An 18,110-nucleotide genomic window follows, 5' to 3' on the forward strand; every position below is an offset into this window, starting at 1 on the left:
CCCTGGAACATGATCTGGGTGCCGCCCAGCTCGACGGTCTCCGCGCAGCGGCGCAGGATGTCGTCCAGGTCGCGGGTCCAGCCCTTGTCGGTGTCCTTGGGGGCCGCGTAGAAGGCGCAGAACTTGCACGCCGTGACGCACACGTTCGTGTAGTTGATGTTCCGCTCGATGATGTACGTCGCGATGTGCTCGGTCCCGGCGTACGTGCGGCGGCGCACGGCGTCGGCGGCGGCGCCCAGCGCGTGCAGCGGGGCGTCCCGGTAGAGGACGAGAGCCTCTTCCGGGGTGATGCGTCCGCCGTCGGCGGCTCGGTCGAGCACGGGCTGGAGAGGGGACTGCGAGGGTCGGGACATGATGGCCGGGCCTTTCCGGTGGCGTAGGGCGGATCAGGGTGCGGAGGGTTCCAACAGCTGTACGGCGACGTCGGGCGGGAAGCCCTCGGGGCCGCCGCCGACCCGGCGCGCGAACTCGGTGATGCCGGCGAGCTGCGCCGTGCCGAGGCTGAAGTCGAGGGCCGTGGTGTAGTAGCGCTGGAGCGTCGCGGCGTCGAACTCCTCCCACTGCGAAGCCTGTTCGCACACCTTCGCCACCTCCGCCAGGGACAGGTCGCGCGAGGCCAGCAGATCGGCGTGGACCTGGCGCACCAACTCCGGTTCGCGGGCCAGGAAGTCACGGCGCGCGGCGAACACGGCGAACACGAAGGGCAGCCCCGTCCAGTCCTTCCACATGCGGCCCAGATCGTGTACGCGCAGCCCCATCCGGGGGGCCTCGTACAGGGCCGCGCGCAGTGCGGCGTCGCCGATGATCACGGCCGCCCTGGCCTCGGACATCATGGTGCGCAGGTCGGGCGGGCACCCGAAGTACCGGGGTTTCACCCCGACGCGCTCCGCGAGCAGCAGCTGCGCCAGCCGTACCGAGGTACGGCTCGTCGAACCCAGCGCCACCGGCTGTCCGTCCAGCTCCTCCAGCGGCACCTGGCTGACGATCAGGCAGGACATGACGTCTCCGTCGCTGCCGACCGCGATGTCCGGCAGGGCGACCAGGTCGTCCGCGTGCCGCAGGAACTCCAGCAGGCTGATCGGCCCCATGTCCAGCTCACCGGCGGCGAGTGCGTCGTTCAGGCCGTCCGGCGTGTCGGTGCGCAGGTCCATGTCGAGGAGGGAGCCGGTGCGGGCCAGCCCCCAGAACAGCGGAAGGCAGTTCAGGAACTGGATGTGACCCACGCGGGGTCGGCGCCGGCGCACGGGCGCCGGCTGTGCTGTGTCGGGGGCGAGTTGCTCGGTCACGGTGCACGACTCCCGGAACGGGTCGGGGGGAGAAAGGACGAGGGGTGCGCGGTCAGACGGTGCGGACCGGCGCGGTGAAGTGCTCGCGGAGTACGGCCAGCACCTCGGCCGGCCGCTCCGAGAGGAAGAAGTGCCCGCCGGAGAAGACCCGCAGGTCGTACTCCGTCTCGGTGTGCTCGCTCCAGGCGCGGGCTTCCTCCAGCGACGTCCGCGGGTCGGCGTCGCCGGTGAGGACGGTCACGGGGCAGCGCACCGTCGCGCCGGGAGCGCTGCGGTATGTCTCGACGGCCCGGTAGTCGCTGCGGATCGCGGGCAGCACCATGCGCAGCAGCTCCTCGTCCTGGAGGACCTGGGCGTCGGTGCCGGCCAGGGCGCGCAGTTCGGCGATCACCCCGTCGTCGTCGAGCGTGTGCACATGCTCGTCCCGGACCCGGGACGGGGCGCGGCGCCCGGAGGCGAACAGCCGCACGGGGCCCGACCCGGTGCGCTCCATACGGCGCGTCACCTCGAAGGCCACGACCGCGCCCATGCTGTGCCCGAAGAAGGTCACCGGCCGGTCGTCGTCCCAGTCCGCGAGGGCCGCGCTCACCTGGTCGGCGAGCTGTGCCACCGAGGCGGGCCCGGGTTCGTGCCTGCGGTCCTGACGGCCGGGGTACTGGATCGCGGCGACCTCGACGCCCGGGCTGAGCGCGGCGGCGACCGGCAGGTAGAAGCTGGCCGAGCCGCCCGCGTGCGGGAAGCAGACCAGCCGCTCGGCGGCCTCGGGCGAGGGCCGGAACCTGCGGATCCACAGGTTGTCGGTGGTGGAACTCATCGGGCGTGTGGGTCCTTCCCAAGTGTCGAGGTGATCGGGCCCGGCGGCCGGTCCACCGGGGCGGTGGGATCCGGCCGCCGCGGCGGCCGCCGCAGAGACGGCGGACTCAGTCGTCCGCCTCGGGGCCGTACACCTCGACCTGATCGGAGACGCGGCGTACGTGAATGCAGTCGCCGGGGCACTTCTTGACCGAGTCGACCACGTCGGTGAGCAGCTCCAGGGGGACCCGGGTCGTCGAGCCCGGCTCCTGGAGCAGCTCGTCCTGCTCGCTCTTGACGTAGGCGAGCCCGTCGATGTCCAGCTCGAACACCTCGGGCGCGTACTCGGCGCAGATTCCGTCGCCGGTGCACAGGCCCTGGTCGATCCAGACTTCCAGGTCCTCGTCATGGGTCGTCTGCGGGGACATAAACACCTGCCTGGCAGTGTCGTCATGGTGTGTGCGCGGTGCGCGCACAGCCGCCCGGGACCGGGCGGAGCGCGCCGCGCACACAAGGGGAGAGTCGTGCACACCGTGCACGAGGGGGAGTCCGGCCGTGCTGGCCGGCCCGGGGGTCAGACGCGCATCGGCTGCGGCGACTCGCGCCGGGCCGGGTCGGGACCGTCGTACTCGCGGATGATCTCGTAGCGCGTGTTGCGCTCGACCGGGCGGAAACCGGCGTCCCGGATGAGGTCGAGCAGGTCCTCGCGGGTCAGCTTGTTCGGGGTGCCGTAGTTGTCCGCGTCGTGCGTGATCTTGTACTCGACGACCGAGCCGTCCATGTCGTCGGCGCCGTGCTGGAGGGCGAGCTGGGCGGTCTGCACGCCGTGCATCACCCAGAAGACCTTGACGTGGGGCACGTTGTCGAAGAGCAGCCGGGAGACCGCGAAGGTCTTGAGGGCCTCCGCGCCGGTCGCCATGGTGGTGCGCGCCTGGAGGCGGTTGCGGATCTTGCCGTCCTTCATGTCCACGAAGTCGTGCTGGTAGCGCAGCGGGATGAAGACCTGGAAGCCGCCGGTCTCGTCCTGGAGTTCGCGCAGCCGCAGCACGTGGTCGACCCGGTGGCGGGGCTCCTCGATGTGGCCGTAGAGCATGGTGCTCGGGGTCTTCAGCCCCTTCTCGTGCGCCAGCCGGTGGATGCGGGACCAGTCCTCCCAGTGGGTGCGGTGGTCCACGATGTGCTGACGGACCTCCCAGTCGAAGATCTCCGCGCCGCCGCCGGTCAGGGATTCGAGGCCCGCGTCGATCAGCTCGTCGAGGATCTCGGAGGCGGTGAGGCCGGAGATGGTCTCGAAGTGGTGGATCTCCGTCGCCGTGAACGCCTTCAGACCGACGTGCGGCAGCGCCTTCTTCAGCTCCCGCAGCGAGCGCGGGTAGTAGCGCCACGGCAGGTTCGGGTGCAGGCCGTTGACGATGTGCAGCTCCGACAGGTGCTCGTTCTCCATCGCCTTGGCCAGCCGGACGGCCTCCTCGATGCGCATCGTGTACGCGTCCTGCTCACCCGGCTTGCGCTGGAACGAGCAGTAGGCGCACGACGCGGTGCAGACGTTCGTCATGTTGAGGTGCCGGTTGACGTTGAAATGGACCACGTCACCGTTCTTGCGGGTACGCACCTCGTGCGCCAGACCGCCCAGCCAGGCCAGGTCGTCCGACTCGTACAGGGCGATGCCGTCCTCACGGGACAGCCGCTCACCGGAGAGGACCTTCTCCTCCAGCTCGCGCTTGAGCCCAGCGTCCATGGCCGGGAACCTCCTCGTTCAGTGCCTGGCGGCACGCGTAGTGACTGTGCGCATGTGGCGTGATCCGACGCGTCGACGGGCCCCTGGACGCCGCTTTCGCGACATCCCGCGGAACCGGCCGTCCCGCCCGGAGACGGTCGGGCGGGACGGAGCGGATCCGCACCGCACGGACACCGCGGCGAACCGGTCGGCCGCGACAGCCCGTGGCACCGGCCAACGATCCGGAGACCACGGGCCCCGGCCGGGCGGCAGCTACCGACGCCGCGTCCGGTGGGGCTCTCCCATCCTCGCGGAGGGCAGTGTGGGGAAAACCCCACATCCGCAACGGCTTTGCCGGTGGCATCCTGTGCCACACCGCGGACGGACGCCGATGGCCGGCCGGCACGGCACGGCACGACATACGCAAGTGACCGGGCCGTCATCGGCCCGGTCACGGTCGGCTCGTCAGTGTGTGGGGGGTGTCAGTCGTTCGTGGCGCCCGGTGGGGACACCGGCGCGGAGGCGGGGTCGCCCGGTCTGCGGTCACCCAAGACCTTGGAGAGCGTGCGGGTGCGGTGGAGCACGACCTGCGTGATCACCTGGAGGAGGATCCACGACACCGCGTACAGGGCGCCGTCCAGCGCGGGCACCGTGTCGACGGGCAGGGTGTAGGCCATGATGAGCCGCAGCAGCGCGTCGCACAGCAGGCCGATGCCCCACAGCACGGTCAGGCCGCGCCACACGCGGCGGAACGAGGTGTCGGACTCCCACGTCCGTTCCAGTTGTTCGCTTCTCCCGGGCAGCAGGGAGCGCAGCGCCTGGTAGGTGAAGGGGCGCGCGGTGAACAGGGTGACCAGCAGCCATATTCCGGCCAGTCCGGTGAACAGGCCGTTGCGGGCGAGGGCGAGGCGTGGGTCCGCGGCCAACAGGGAAGCCAGTGCGCTCACCACCAGCAGCGCGAGCGTGAATACCCCGATCGCGTCCAGCTTTCGATGACGAATCGCGGAGTGGAGGGTGTGCAGGGCCGGCGCGGATCCGCTGAGCAGCAGAGCGGTGATCTCACCCGCTCCCGCGCCGCGCATTATGTAATAGAGCCCGACGGGCAGGACGACGTCGCAGCCGACGGTGATCACGAAAGCCCAGGGTGAGGAGGATTTTCCGGATGCGGTGGGGGGTGAAGCCGCGGAAGGTGACGCCGCGGGCGCCGAGGACTCAGAGCGTGGTGTGGGGGAGGTCATGAGGTGTGCTCCAGAGTGGTGGCCTTGCAGCTTTTCGGCCAGTCTTGGTACTACACGGGCGTGGTGCAGCGGTCGAACACGGCCGCCAGTTCGCGGGCGCACCGCTCCAGGTCCATCGCCGTGTGGGACAGATGACGGCACAGGACGGTGTCGATGGCGCCGCGGATGGCCAAGGCCATGGTGAGACAGTCGAAGCTGCCGAACTCCCCGGCGTCACGGCCCTGTTCGAGGAGGACGATGAGCCGGTCCACGGACATGATGGTGCGTTCGATACCCTCCAGACCGGTGATCTGCCGGTCCCTGACCATCCTGACGACCTCGGTGAGCGCCTGGGTGTGGATCGGATAGCGCTCCACGAAGTCGAAGCTGGACGTGATGTACGCGCTCAGCTTGCCGCGGTACGTCCGCTCGTCGCCCATGCGTGAGTCCGCTATGTTCTCGGCCTTTTCGATGATGGCGCGGGCGACTTCCGCGAAAAGCTCGGGCTTTCCGGAGAAATGGTACGAGATCATCCCTGTGCTGCTGAGCTCGGCCTGTTGCGAGATTTTACTGAAGGATGCCTTCGGGTACCCGGATGCGGCGAGTGTTTCGATTGCCGCCTGAACTATCTGCGCCCGCCGTGCATTCTGTGTGAATGTTCGGGTCTGCTCGTTGACTGTCCTGGCCATCATGGTTTCAGGTTAGCCGGATCGTGATCGTGTTTTTCCTAAAGTGCGGAAGTCCTCAGCGCACCGGAATCCGCCGGGCCGTCGTACGGACGGCGTCCACGAGCTCCAACATGGCGATCGAGTCCGTGTGCTGCCCGACGGCACCGCCGCCCGCCCGCACGGCGCTCGCGAACTCCTGGAGCAGCAGCGCCAGTTGGTCCGCGGCAGGCAGCGTCCGCCGTTCCTCGCGGTCCTGCTCCTCGATGACGAGCAGCGGCTGGTGGCTGGCCGGCGGAGTGAACGCCCGGGTCACGGTCAGCCGTGCCCGATCGCCCCACATCGTGTAGGTCGACGCGTAGGTGTGCTCGAAGCCGAACGCCAGCTCGGCGAGTACCCCGGACGGCGAGGCGAGCAGCACCTGCCCGGACAGGTCGAGGCCGTCCGAGACCCGGGTGCGCAGCGTCGCGCCGGCCACGTCGAGGTCCGGGCCGAGCTGCAGCACGGCGGCCCGCAGCGGGTACACGCCGACGTCGAGCAGCGCGCCGCCGCCCAGCGCGGCGGCATAGCGGATGTCGTCCTCCGGCAGCGGCGGAATGCAGAAGGCGGCACTGAAGGAGGCGAGCCGTCCCAGGCGGCCGCCGGCCACCAGTTCGCGTACTCCGGCGTGTTGCGGGTGGTGCAGGAACATGAAGTTCTCCCGCAGCGTCAGTCCGCGTTCCGCCGCCAGCGCACACAGGCCACGCGCCTCCGTGGCGTCGACGCCGACCGGCTTCTCCACCAGCACGTGCTTGCCCGCGAGCAGCGCCCGCTCGGCCCAGTGACGGTGCAGGGACGTCGGGGCCGACACATAGACCGCGTCCACGTCGGACCGATCCAGCAGCGCCCCGGGGTCGTCCTCGGCCGCACAGCCGAAGTGCTCCGCGAAGCGGGCCGCCTTCTTCGGCGTGCGTCCGGCGACGGCCACCAGCTCCCACTCCGGCATCCGGGCCACCGTCGGCAGGACCCGCCGCCAGGCGATCGACGACGTACCGATCGCGCCGAGCCGCAGCGGCCGTGCCGCCGGGGCGCTCACAGCGACCTCAGCGCGGCGATCAGCGTGCGCGCCTGGACGTTCACGTGGTGGCTGTAGCGCAGCAGTTCATCGACCTGACGCAGCGACACCCAGCGGAACTCCTCCGATTCCAAGGGCGTCTCGTCCTCGGCCTCGACGATCACGTAGTGGCTCTGGGCGGCGAGGAAACGCCCGCCCTCCTCCGACAGCAGCACGTCGTACACGGCCTTGTCGCGCCGTTCCAGCAGCTCGTCCAGGTACGGCGGCCACGACTCACGGGGCAGATGGGAGTAGTTCTCCACGGTGCACTGGACCGTCGGGCCCAGCTCGACCACCGACAGGAACCCGGCCTCGGCACGTGCCCGCAGCAGCACATGCGGCACCCCCTCGATCTGGCGCACGAACAGGGCGGCGATCCCCGTCCCGTGCGGTTCGACGAGCGGCTGCGACCACGCTGCCACTTCCCGGCGGCCCGAGACGACGTCCACGGCCACCACGCTGAAGTGGCGTCCGTCCACACGGGACACCGTGTGCGGGTCGCGGCACCAGCCCTCGGCCCGGGCGAGTCCGATCGGCGTCACGCTCACCTCGTGCTCGGCCCGGCGCCGCGTGATCCAGCTGCGCACCTCGGTGTCCGAGTGCAGCGATCCGGTCACCCCGGCGGCCTCCGCCCGCCAGTCCGGCAGGCACGACAGCACCGTCCGGGCGTCCATGTTCACGACGTTGTCCTGCTGCAGCAGCATGTTGACCTGGCGGAGCGTCAGCCACGCGAAGTCCTCGCCCGCCTCCACCTGCGGACCCACCCGCACGATCATGTTCCGGTTCCTCTTGCCCAGGAACCACGACCCCTGCTCCGACTGCAGGACGTCGGCCACCACCGCGCCCGGCTCGGGACTGCGGAAGCAGTCCAGGTATGCGACCGCCGAACCGCCGTGCACCCGGGAGTAGTTGCTCTTGGTGGCCTGGACGGTCGGCGACAGCTGCATCCCGTTCACGTTGCCCGGCTCCGACTTCGCCTGCATCAGCAGGTGGGGTATGCCGCCGAAGTCCCGCACGGCGATCCCCAGGATGCCGATCTCGGGCTGATCGATGATCGGCTGGTCCCACGCCGCCACCGGCCCGAAGTCCGAGCGGACCCGCAGCCCGTGCACCGCGAAGAAGCGGCCGCTCGCGTGCCGCAGGTCGCCGGAGTCCCGCTCGAACCGCCAGCCGTCCAGCTCCGCGAACGGCACCCGCCGCACCCGCTGCGGCTGTGTGTGCCGCCGCTCCTCCAGCCACGCCGCGAGTTCCACGTCGCTCAGCGCACCACCGTCCACGGTCGCCGCGGAGACCGCCAGCGCCGCCAGGGTGTCGGCCTCCTCGCCGCGCGCCGGCGCGGTTGTCGGAGTCATCGGTTCGCCCTTCTCTCGATTCGGGAGTGCGACCGTGCGCGTGCACAGCCGGGCCGGGCACCGGCGCGCACCCCCACGCCGAAGGAAGCGCAGCGGACAGCCGCCCGCCCAGCCTGCCCGCTCGAATTCGAGCATTCGCCTAGACCGCCGCCCCTTGCGGCGGGCCCGTGCACCGGCTATCAGCGGCCGTCACGCTCCGGCCGTCAGCCCCGGCCGCCGCACCGCGTTCACCGCGGGCGGCGAACACTAGTGGAAGTTCCAGACCGCCCCGGAGCGGCGCGTTCGGCGGCCGGAAGCCGGGCTACGTTGTGGCCTTCCGCCCCGGCCGACTCAGCAGGAACAACTGCCGGAACATCCGCCGGAACACGAATACGGGGACGCTCGTCGACCCCGAGGAGACGAAGATGCGAACTGGTCCCCCACGCGTCGCCGACTACATCATCTCTTCCCTGGCGGCGCGAGGAACCGACCATGTGTTCGGAGTCGGCGGCGCGAACATCGAGGACCTCTACGACGCCGCCCACCTCTCGGACGGAGCCGTCCGGGCGGTCGTCGCCAAACACGAGTTCTCCGCCGCCACCATGGCCGAGGGATACCACCGCACGTCCGGCAGGCTCGGCGTCGCCATGGCGACCTCGGGGGCCGGCGCGATGAACCTGGTCCCGGGCCTCGCGGAGGCGTACGCCGCGCGTGTCCCGGTGCTCGCCCTGATCGGCCAGCCGCCCCGCCCGCTGGAGGGCCGCGGGGCCTTCCAGGACTCCAGCGGCCGGGCGGGCGCCTTCGACGCGGTCCGCCTGTTCGCCCCGATCTCCCGTTTCTGCGCCCGGGTCGACGCTCCGGGCGACACCGCCGCGCTGCTCGCCGAGGCGATCGCCGCCACCCGCGGACCGCACCGTGGACCGGCCGTCCTGCTGCTGCCCAAGGACGTCCAGCAGGCGCCCGCCGACGCACTCCCGTCCCTCGCCGGCCTGCTGCCCCCGGAGCCGCAGGCCCCCGCGGCCGCGCACCGGGAGGCCGCGGCCGCCCTGCTGACCGAGGCCGTCACCGGCGGGGCCGACGTCCTGCTGATCGCCGGGGACGGCGTCGGACGCGCGGACGTCCGCGCGGAGGTCGCCGAACTCGCCCGCAGGCTGGGCGCGTCGGTGGCCGTGACACCGGAGGCCAAGGACGCCTTCGACAACCGTGATCCGCGCTTCGTGGGCGTGGCCGGCGCGATCGGGCACCCGTCGGTGCAACGCCACCTGGAGAAGGCGGCCGTGTGCGTGCTCGTGGGCACCCGGCTGCCGGTCATGGCCCGCACCGGCCTCGAACCGGCCCTCCAGGACACGCCGTTGATCTGTTTCGACCCCGAGCCGCCCTTCACCGGACCGCACCGGGACGGCGTACCGGTCATCCACGTGGACGGCGATCTGCGGACCGAACTGAGGGCCGTCGACGACCTGCTCGGCGCCCTGCCCCGGACCCGGCCGAGCAGCGAACGGCCGGGCGGCGGCCCGCAGTACCTGGCGGCGCCCCGCCCCGACACCCCGGGCGTACGCCTCACCGACGCGGTCCGGGCCATCGAGTCCGCGCTCCCCGACGACGCCACCGTGGTGTCCGACGCTGGGAACGCCAGTTCGGCGGTCATCCACCATCTGACCGTGCCCCGGCACGGGAACTTCGTCCTGGCCCTCGGCATGGGCGGCATGGGACACAGCTTCGGCGCCGGCATCGGGGCGGCGTTCGCCACCGGGCGGCGCACCTACGTGGTCTCCGGCGACGGGGGCTTCTACGCCCACGGCATGGAGGTGCACACCGCCGTCGAACACGACGTGCCGGTCACCTTCGTCGTCTTCAACAACAATGCCCACGGGATGTGCGTGACCCGGGAGCGGCTGCTCTTCGACGCCGACTACTCGTACAACACGTTCAAGCCCGCCGACATCGCGGCCGGTGCGCGTGCCATGTTCCCCGCGCTCCCGGCCGTCACGGCGACCACGGCCGACGAACTGCGCCGCGCCCTGCTCACGACGAACGACCGCACCGGCCCGGCCCTGGTCTGTGTGGAGTCCGACCCGGACGAGATGCCCCCGTTCGTGCCGTTCCTCCGTCTGATCGACGATCGCCCCACCTCCGCAGGAGCACACCATGACGACCGCGTCACACCAGTTGGCTGACATCCCCGGCCTCGTCCGGTGCGAGACGAGCAGCGTGCCCGAGCTCGTCGCGCAGGCCACCGCCCGCACCCGGGCCGAGTACCCGCACGACGAGGTGTACGGGCAGTTCTGCACGATCCAGGAGTACATCGACTGTCCGCCCGAGGACGTCTTCGCCTACCTCAGCGACATCAACAGCCTGGACGAGTACTCGGTCAGCACACGGTCGTTCCGGCCCACCGGCACCGAGGGGCTCCACGTCGGCTGGGACACCCTCGCCGAGGACACCAGGATCTTCATGCGGCTCGAGGCCAACCCCGAGGCGCTGACGCTCGACTACCACTGCGCCTGGGACCAGGGCGACGAACTCTGGATGATCTACCTGTTCCGGATCGTGCCCGCCGAGCAGGTGCTCGGCAAGCCGGGTTCGGTGGTCATCTGGACCAACTGCCACCACCCGAACTACGACAAGAACCCGTACCCCGAGCTGTCCCCGGACCCGGAGCGGATCTGGGTGGGCGACCTGTGGCCGCTGTTCTACGCCGGGCACCGCATCGAGCTGGACAACCTCAAGCGGATCCTCGAGTACCGCAGCAGCCGGGGCCTTCCGGTCTCGGTCGCCGCCACGCCGGGGGCGGGCGCATGATCCCGGTCAGCCTGGTCGACGTGGGCAGCTATCTGCCCGAGCGCAGCGTCGGCACCGAGTTCTACGCCGGTCAGGACGCCCAGGACACCGAGGGCGCGATGTTCAGCCCGCCGGCCGCCCGGCGGCACGCCGCGCCGGACGAGAGCGCCACCGACATGGCGGTCGCGGCGGCCCTGCCGATGCTGGAACGCCGGCGCGAGCGGGGCGACGGCCCGGTGGACGTCGTCCTCACCAACGTCTCGCTCCCGGACCGGGCGTTCACCGGGGCGGGCGCCGACATCGTGGCCCGGCTGGGGCTGGCCCCCATACCCGAGTGGATCATCGACGTGCACAACAGCGGCTGCGCCGCCTTCGTGTACCTGATGAAGCTCGGCCGCGGCCTCATCGCCTCGGGCCAGGCCCGCACCGCCCTGATCTGCTGTGTGCAGAACACGGCCGGACAGCTCTTCGCCCGGCCCGAGCTCCGGGGCCGCAAGCACGCACCGGTGCCCGGCGACGGCTGCGGTGTCGGTTTCCTGACAGCGGGCGACGAGTCGCCGATCCTCGACGTGGTGACCCACCACGGCGTCGAGTACGCCAACGACATGACCCTCTCCGCGGACACCCGCAAGTACTGGGAACCCGGCGAGGGAGAGATCGACATCGGCTTCACCGACAGCAAGGTCAAGCAGATCGTCGCGCGCGGCAACCAGCTCGTGCCCCAGGTGACCCGGGAGCTGTGCGAACGCCTCGGCACCCCCACCACCGACATCGACCTGCTGGTCACCAACCAGCCGAACCGGATGTTCCTGCACAACTGGCGGGAGGACCTGGGCCTCAAGCCCGAACGCCACCCGGACACCTTCGACCGGTACGGCAACCTCTTCGGCGCGGGCATCCCCGTGACGCTCTCCCAGGCCCGCGACGACGGAAAGATCGACAAGGGCGATCTCGTCGTACTGTCCGGCTTCGCGCACGCCGGTGACTTCGCCGCCGCGGCCGCCGTGCGCTGGTGATCCGGACCCTCTGCCGTACGCCCCCATCACGACCTGGAGTTGAGCCGATGACCGACACCGCACCGCAGACCCGCACCGGCGAGGAGCTGGCCGAACTCGACCGCCGCCACCTGCTGCACCCCTGGACCCCGCACGGCGTCGGCGACCGGCTGGTGCTGGCCGAGGGCCGGGGCTGCGAGGTCACCGACTCGTACGGGCGCACCTACCTCGACGGCCGCAGCGGCCAGTTCAACGCGACGCTCGGCTACCGCCACCCCCGCGTGCTGGCCACCATCGAGGAGCAGGCCGGCAAGCTGATGACGTACGCCCTGCTGGGATCCTCGAACGAGCCCGCCGTCCTGCTCGCGGCCCGGCTGGCGGAGCTCCTCGGCGAACCCCTCGAACGCACCCTGTTCTGCAACTCCGGCTCGGAGGCCACCGAGGCGGCGATCCGGATCGTGCGGATGTACCACGCACTGCGCGGCGAGCCGCGGCGCACCACCGTGATCTCGCTGGCCGACGGCTACCACGGCACCACCGTCGCGGCCGCCGCGATGTCCGCCTCGCCGATCGCCTGGACGGGCTGCGGGCCGCTGCCCGAGGGGTTCGTCCAGATCCCCACGCCCGGGTCCGCGGGAGACACCCGGCCCGGCCCCCAGGCGCTGGAGGAGGCCATCGTCGCGCAGGGCGCGGAGAACGTCGCCGCATTCTTCGTGGAACCGGTCCTCGGGGTGGGCGGCATCCGCCCGCTGCCGGCCGGCTATCTGCGCGCCGTGCGGGAGATCTGCGACCGCCACGGGGTCCTGCTGGTCGTCGACGAGGTGACCACCGGGCTCGGCCGCACCGGGGCGTGGTTCGCGCACCAGCGTGAGGACATCCGCCCCGACGTGATCACCACGGGCAAGGGACTGGCCGCCGGATACGTGCCGTTCGCCGCCGTCACCATGACGACGGCCGTCGCCGACGTGTTCGCGAGCGACCCGATGCTCGGCGGTCTGCGCCACGGGCACACGACCAGCGGGCACGCCCTCGGCGCGGCCGTCGCGCTGACCGTGCTGCGCACCATCGAGGAGGAGGGGCTCATCGACCACGCCGCCGCCATGGGCGAACGCCTCTGCGGGCAGCTGGCGGACCGGCTCAAGGGACTGGACGGGGTCAGCGACGTACGAGGCGTCGGCCTGCTCGCCGGTGTCGAGTTCGACTCGTTCGCCCGCGCCGCCCAGGTGTCCCAGGCCTGCCTCGGCGCCGGAGTCGTCGTACGCAGCGAGGGCCCGGTGCTCTCCGTCGCCCCGCCGCTGATCGTGACCGCGCCCCAGGTGGACCGGATCGTCGACGCGCTGTACGACGCCACGGTGGCCGCGGCCGGCTGAACCCCCCCGCCCGCTCCGACAGGATGCCCCCCCGCTACGCCGTGGGGGCATCGGCGTTCCCGGCCGCCCCGGCGTTCCCGGCCGCCCCGGCGTTCCCGGCCGCCCCGGCGTTCCCGGCCGCCCCGGCGTTCCCGCCCGCGCCGCCGCCATCACCCGGTGTCCACCCGAGCGGACACGCGGGCCGTCGGCATGCCCACCCCCGGCCCGCCGACCACGTGTTGGTCCCCTGCTCCGCCGGCGGCCCGGCACGAAAGACCGAGGCTAGAGATTCCCCTAGAGCGCCTCCCCGGATCAGCGGAGGGCCCCGGGACGCGTGCGAATGTGTGAGCAACCCCCAGCCTCCCGCCCCCGGTATTTGGAGTGCCATCGATGAACGAGCCGGTGCCCACCGCCGTCCGGAACACCGTCCCGGGCCACGAGCCTGTGGCCGTGGTCGGCCTCGCGTGCCGGCTTCCGGGCGCCGACGATCCGGCCGCCTACTGGGAGTTGCTGACCGCGGGCCGCAGCGCCGTCACCGACACCCCCGAGGACCGGCGCGCGGGCGCGCCCGCCGACGGCTGGCTCACCCCGCACGGCGGCACCGCCCCCCTGCGCGGCGGCTACGTCAGCGCACCCGCCGACTTCGACGCCGCGTTCTTCGGCATCTCACCCCGCGAGGCCGACGCCACCGACCCACAGGCCCGCCTCGCCCTCGAACTGGGCTGGGAGGCCCTGGAACACGCGTCGATCCCCGTCGCCGCCGCCCCGCGCACCACCGCGGTCTACCTCGGCGTCGACGTGTGCGACTACGCCGACGTCGTCCGCGACGCCGGACAGGACACCGGACACCACACCCTCACCGGCCTCAACCGGTCCCTCATCGCCAACCGGCTCTCCTACGCCCTCGGCGTCAGCGGCCCCAGCATGACCGTCGACAGCGCCCAGTCGTCCTCCCTGGTCGCCGTCCAGCTCGCCTGCGACAGCCTGCGGCACGGGGACTGCGACCTCGCCCTCGCCGGCGGAGTGCACCTCAACCTCAGCCCGCGGAGCTCCCTGGCCGCAGCCCAGTTCGGAGCCCTCTCCCCGGACGGCGCCTGCCACACCTTCGACGCCCGCGCCAACGGCTACGTCCGCGGCGAGGGCGGCGGCATCGTCGTACTGAAGCTGCTCGCACACGCCCTCGCCGACGGCGACCGCGTCCATGCCGTGATCCGCGGCGGCGCCCTCAACAACGACGGCACCGGCACCAGCATCACCACCCCGGACGCCGACGCCCAGGCCGCCGTCCTGCGCGCCGCGTACCAGCGTGCCGGAACCGACCCGGCCGGCATCGGCTACGTCGAACTCCACGGCACCGGAACCCGCGTCGGCGACCCCGTCGAGGCCGCCGCCCTCGGCGCGGTGCTCGGCACCGCCGAAGGCCGGCCCACCCCGCTGGCCGTCGGCTCCGTGAAGACCAACATCGGCCACCTCGAAGGCGCCGCCGGCATCGCCGGACTGCTCAAGACCGTCCTGTGCCTGTCCCACCGCCGGCTGGTGCCCAGCCTCCACCACGACGAGCCCAACCCCGCCATCGACTTCGACGGCCTCGGCCTGCGCGTCCAGCGCGAGACCACCGACTGGACCCCGGCCGTGCCCGGCACCCCCCTGCGGGCCGGGGTCTCCTCCTTCGGCATGGGCGGCACCAACGCCCACCTCGTCCTCGAAGAAGCCCCCGCGGCCGAACCGGGCGCACGGCAGCCGCGGACCGCCCCGGCCACCGTGCCCTGGCTGCTGTCCGCCGCCGCCCCCGGCGCCCTGCGCGCCCAGGCCGACGGCCTCGCCGCGCACGTCCGTGCCACCGAGGCCGACCCCGTCGACACCGCGTGGTCCCTGCTGACGACCCGCACGCCCCTCGCACACCGGTCCTTCGCCGTGGGCTCCGACACCGCCGGACTGCTCGGCGGCATCACCACCGCGGCCCCGTCCGGCCCGCTCGACGGCGACGTCCACCGGCCCGTGTTCGTCTTCCCCGGCCAGGGCAGCCAGTGGCCCGGCATGGCCGCCGAACTCCTCGCCGCCTCCCCGGTGTTCGCCGCGCGCCTCACCGAGTGCGGCAACGCGCTGGCCCCGCACGTCGACTGGGACCTCGCCGCCGTCCTGCGCGGCGACGCGGACGCCCCGCCACTGGACCGCTCCGACGTCGTGCAGCCCGTGCTGTGGGCCGTCATGGTGTCACTGGCCGCCCTGTGGCAGTCGCACGGCATCAGCCCCGCCGCCGTCGTCGGACACTCCCAGGGCGAGATCGCCGCCGCCTGCGTCGCCGGAGCCCTCGGTCTGGAGGACGCGGCCATGGTGGTCGCCCTGCGCAGCAAGATCCTCGTACCCCTCGAAGGCCGCAGCGGCATGGTCTCGCTCGCCCTTCCCGTGGACACCGCCCGCCGCTTCACCGCCCGGTGGGGCGACCGGGTCACCGTCGCCGCCCTCAACGGCCCCTCCTCCACCGTCGTCTCCGCCGACATCGAGACCGTCACCGACATCCTCGCCACCGCGCGGCGCGAGAACGTCCGCGCCGGCCGCGTCGGCATCGACTACGCCTCCCACTCCCCGCACGTGGAACCCGTCCGCCAGGAGATGCTCGACCTCCTCGCCACGATCACCCCGCGCCGCCCCGAGGTGCCCTTCCTGTCCACCGTCACCGGGGACTGGATCGACAGCACGGCCACCGACGCCCGCTACTGGTACGACAACCTCCGCAACCCCGTCCTCCTCGAACCGGCCCTGCGTACCCTGGCACAGGCGGGCCACGGCGCCTTCGTCGAGGTCAGCCCGCACCCCGTACTCACCGCACCCGTACAGGAGACCATCGAGGCCGCGACCGGCCCCCGGCACGCCGTCGTCACCGGGACCCTGCGCCGCGGCCAGGGCGGAGCCACCCGCTTCCAGACCTCCCTCGGCACCCTGTGGGCCCACGGCGCCGACGTCGACTGGACCCCCGTCTTCACCGGGCTCGCACCCCGACGCACCGAACTGCCCACCTACGCCTTCCAGCGCCGACGCCACTGGATCACCGCCGCACCGCACCTCACCCCGGCCACCACGACGGCACCCGTCGAGAGCGGTCCGGCCACCCCCTCCGACGAGCCGGCCGGCGGACTCGACGACGCCGACGCACTGCGGCTCGTCCTCGAATCCACCGCCGTCGTCCTCGGCTACCCGGACCGGACCCCCGTCGACGCGCAACGGACCTTCAAAGAACTCGGCATCGACTCCGTCACCGCCGTCGAACTGCGTGACCGGCTCAACTCCGTGGCCGGACTCGCCCTCCCGGCGACCGCCGTCTACGAACACCCCACACCCGCACGGCTCGCCGAGAGCCTGCACACCTCCCCGTCGACCGAGCTCGGCCCCCGCGACCACCGGCCCGCCGTCGACGAACCGATCGCGATCGTCTCCATGGGCTGCCGCTTCCCGGGCGGCGTCCGCGCCCCCGAGGACCTGTGGCGCCTGGTCCGCGACGAGACCGACGCCGTCACCGCGTTCCCGACCGACCGCGGCTGGGACCTCGACGCCCTCTACGACCCCGACCCCGACCACACCGGCACCACATACGTCCGCGAAGGCGGATTCCTGCACGACGCGGCCGAGTTCGACGCCGGGTTCTTCGGTATCTCGCCGCGTGAGGCGACCGCGATGGACCCGCAGCAGCGACTGCTCCTGGAAACCACCTGGGAGACGATCGAACGGGCGGGACTGGACCCCCGCGCCCTGCACGCCACCGCCACCGGCGTCTTCGTCGGAGCCACCGCACCCGAATACGGCCCCCGCCTCCACGAAGCGGCCGAAGCCGTCGAGGGCCACGTCCTCACCGGCACGACGTCCAGCGTGGCCTCCGGGCGCATCGCCTACGCCCTGGGGCTGGAGGGCCCGGCGGTCACGGTCGACACGGCCTGCTCCTCGTCCCTGGTCGCCCTGCACCTGGCCGTGCGCGCCCTGCGCTCCGGCGAGTGCAGCCTGGCGGTGGCCGCCGGCGCCACCGTGATGTCCAGCCCCGGCATGTTCGTCGAGTTCAGCCGCCAGCGCGGCCTGGCCGCCGACGGCCGGTGCAAGCCCTTCGCGGCCGACGCCGACGGCACGGGCTGGGGCGAAGGCGTCGGTGTGCTGCTCTTGGAGCGGCTCTCGGACGCCGAGGCCCAGGGGCATCAGGTGCTGGCGGTGGTGCGGGGTTCGGCGCTGAACCAGGACGGTGCGTCGAACGGTCTGACCGCTCCCAACGGTCTTTCGCAGCAGCGGGTGATCCGTGCGGCGTTGGCCGACGCGGGTCTGTCGGCGGCCGATGTGGATGTGGTCGAGGCGCACGGTACGGGGACGAAGCTGGGTGACCCGATCGAGGCGCAGGCGCTGCTGGCCACGTACGGGCAGGGGCGTGAGGACGACCGGCCGTTGTGGCTGGGATCGGTGAAGTCCAACATCGGTCACACCCAGGCCGCCGCCGGTGTGGCCGGTGTGATCAAGATGGTGCAGGCCATGCGGCACGCCACCCTGCCCAAGTCCCTGCACGCCGAAACCCCGTCGCCGCTGGTCGACTGGTCCGAGGGCGCGGTGGAGCTGCTGGCGCAGAATCGGGTGTGGGAGGAGAGCGAGGGCCGGCCGCGTCGGGCGGCGGTGTCGTCGTTCGGCATCAGCGGTACGAACGCCCACGTCGTCCTGGAAGCCGCGGCCGAACCGGCCGAGCCCGAGCCCGCCGACGCGCTCACGGACGCGTCCGGCCGCGAAATCGCCCTCCCTTGGCTCGTCTCCGCCCGCACGCCCGCCGCACTCACGGAACAGATGTCCCGGCTCGCGCGGTTCGCCACCGAGTCCACCTCCCTCGCCGGAGTGGATGTGGCGTGGTCGTTGTGGCGG

General features: G+C 72.1%; 13 protein-coding genes and 1 pseudogene. 5 read left to right on the forward strand and 9 right to left on the reverse strand.

The window, feature by feature from the left end:
* From BIV23_RS44075 to BIV23_RS44115, 9 genes and pseudogenes are all read right to left on the reverse strand, one after another.
* Positions 1–353, reverse strand: a pseudogene (locus BIV23_RS44075) (dehypoxanthine futalosine cyclase); the annotation flags it as partial.
* Between the two features lie 33 nt (positions 354–386).
* Positions 387–1,286: a menaquinone biosynthetic enzyme MqnA/MqnD family protein gene (locus BIV23_RS44080; RefSeq protein ID WP_071386628.1), complete on the reverse strand. Its 900-nt coding sequence runs from the start codon at positions 1,284–1,286 to the stop codon at positions 387–389.
* Between the two features lie 52 nt (positions 1,287–1,338).
* The gene (locus BIV23_RS44085) at positions 1,339–2,100 is read right to left on the reverse strand and encodes a thioesterase II family protein (protein ID WP_071386629.1); all 762 of its coding nucleotides are present in this window, start codon (positions 2,098–2,100) and stop codon (positions 1,339–1,341) included.
* 106 nt (positions 2,101–2,206) lie between these two features.
* Positions 2,207–2,506, reverse strand: a complete 300-nt coding sequence (locus BIV23_RS44090; RefSeq protein ID WP_071386630.1) for a ferredoxin — start codon at positions 2,504–2,506, stop codon at positions 2,207–2,209.
* A gap of 146 nt (positions 2,507–2,652) precedes the next feature.
* The gene (gene mqnE / locus BIV23_RS44095) at positions 2,653–3,816 is read right to left on the reverse strand and encodes an aminofutalosine synthase MqnE (RefSeq protein WP_071386631.1); all 1,164 of its coding nucleotides are present in this window, start codon (positions 3,814–3,816) and stop codon (positions 2,653–2,655) included.
* 461 nt (positions 3,817–4,277) lie between these two features.
* Positions 4,278–4,928 (reverse strand): VC0807 family protein, encoded by a 651-nt coding sequence (locus tag BIV23_RS44100; RefSeq protein WP_245790940.1) that lies wholly within the window; start codon positions 4,926–4,928, stop codon positions 4,278–4,280.
* 155 nt (positions 4,929–5,083) lie between these two features.
* Positions 5,084–5,704, reverse strand: a complete 621-nt coding sequence (locus BIV23_RS44105) for a TetR family transcriptional regulator (protein WP_079173808.1) — start codon at positions 5,702–5,704, stop codon at positions 5,084–5,086.
* 52 nt (positions 5,705–5,756) lie between these two features.
* The gene (locus BIV23_RS44110) at positions 5,757–6,752 is read right to left on the reverse strand and encodes a Gfo/Idh/MocA family protein (RefSeq protein WP_071386633.1); all 996 of its coding nucleotides are present in this window, start codon (positions 6,750–6,752) and stop codon (positions 5,757–5,759) included.
* Positions 6,749–8,122, reverse strand: coding sequence for an NDP-hexose 2,3-dehydratase family protein (locus tag BIV23_RS44115; RefSeq protein WP_071386634.1), 1,374 nt, complete (start codon positions 8,120–8,122; stop codon positions 6,749–6,751). The genes BIV23_RS44110 and BIV23_RS44115 overlap by 4 nt, the downstream gene beginning before the upstream one ends.
* Before the next feature lie 404 nt (positions 8,123–8,526).
* On the opposite strand from BIV23_RS44115, the gene BIV23_RS44120 reads away from it, so the two are divergent.
* The 5 genes from BIV23_RS44120 to BIV23_RS44140 form a co-directional block, all read left to right on the forward strand.
* Positions 8,527–10,278: a thiamine pyrophosphate-binding protein gene (locus tag BIV23_RS44120; protein WP_071386639.1), complete on the forward strand. Its 1,752-nt coding sequence runs from the start codon at positions 8,527–8,529 to the stop codon at positions 10,276–10,278.
* Positions 10,250–10,903, forward strand: coding sequence for an SRPBCC family protein (locus tag BIV23_RS44125; RefSeq protein ID WP_071386635.1), 654 nt, complete (start codon positions 10,250–10,252; stop codon positions 10,901–10,903). Before BIV23_RS44120 ends, BIV23_RS44125 begins: the two co-directional genes overlap by 29 nt.
* Positions 10,900–11,898, forward strand: coding sequence for a 3-oxoacyl-ACP synthase III family protein (locus BIV23_RS44130; RefSeq protein ID WP_071386636.1), 999 nt, complete (start codon positions 10,900–10,902; stop codon positions 11,896–11,898). Before BIV23_RS44125 ends, BIV23_RS44130 begins: the two co-directional genes overlap by 4 nt.
* A 47-nt stretch (positions 11,899–11,945) precedes the next feature.
* Entirely contained in the window at positions 11,946–13,247 is a 1,302-nt protein-coding gene (locus BIV23_RS44135; RefSeq protein WP_071386637.1) for an aminotransferase family protein, read from the forward strand.
* Between the two features lie 369 nt (positions 13,248–13,616).
* The coding region (locus BIV23_RS44140) for a type I polyketide synthase (protein WP_143079254.1) at positions 13,617–18,110 on the forward strand (4,494 nt) is incomplete at its 3' end.

This window comes from Streptomyces monashensis (assembly GCF_001866665.1).
GTDB classification, from domain to species: domain Bacteria; phylum Actinomycetota; class Actinomycetes; order Streptomycetales; family Streptomycetaceae; genus Streptomyces; species Streptomyces monashensis.

Coding starts and splice junctions, on each gene's coding strand:
- BIV23_RS44085 (WP_071386629.1), bottom strand. CDS start 2,100: ATGAGTTCCACCACCGACAACCTGTGGATCCGCAGGTTCCGGCCCTCG.
- BIV23_RS44090 (WP_071386630.1), bottom strand. CDS start 2,506: ATGTCCCCGCAGACGACCCATGACGAGGACCTGGAAGTCTGGATCGAC.
- mqnE (WP_071386631.1), bottom strand. CDS start 3,816: ATGGACGCTGGGCTCAAGCGCGAGCTGGAGGAGAAGGTCCTCTCCGGT.
- BIV23_RS44105 (WP_079173808.1), bottom strand. CDS start 5,704: ATGATGGCCAGGACAGTCAACGAGCAGACCCGAACATTCACACAGAAT.
- BIV23_RS44115 (WP_071386634.1), bottom strand. CDS start 8,122: ATGACTCCGACAACCGCGCCGGCGCGCGGCGAGGAGGCCGACACCCTG.
- BIV23_RS44120 (WP_071386639.1), top strand. CDS start 8,527: ATGCGAACTGGTCCCCCACGCGTCGCCGACTACATCATCTCTTCCCTG.
- BIV23_RS44125 (WP_071386635.1), top strand. CDS start 10,250: ATGACGACCGCGTCACACCAGTTGGCTGACATCCCCGGCCTCGTCCGG.
- BIV23_RS44130 (WP_071386636.1), top strand. CDS start 10,900: ATGATCCCGGTCAGCCTGGTCGACGTGGGCAGCTATCTGCCCGAGCGC.
- BIV23_RS44135 (WP_071386637.1), top strand. CDS start 11,946: ATGACCGACACCGCACCGCAGACCCGCACCGGCGAGGAGCTGGCCGAA.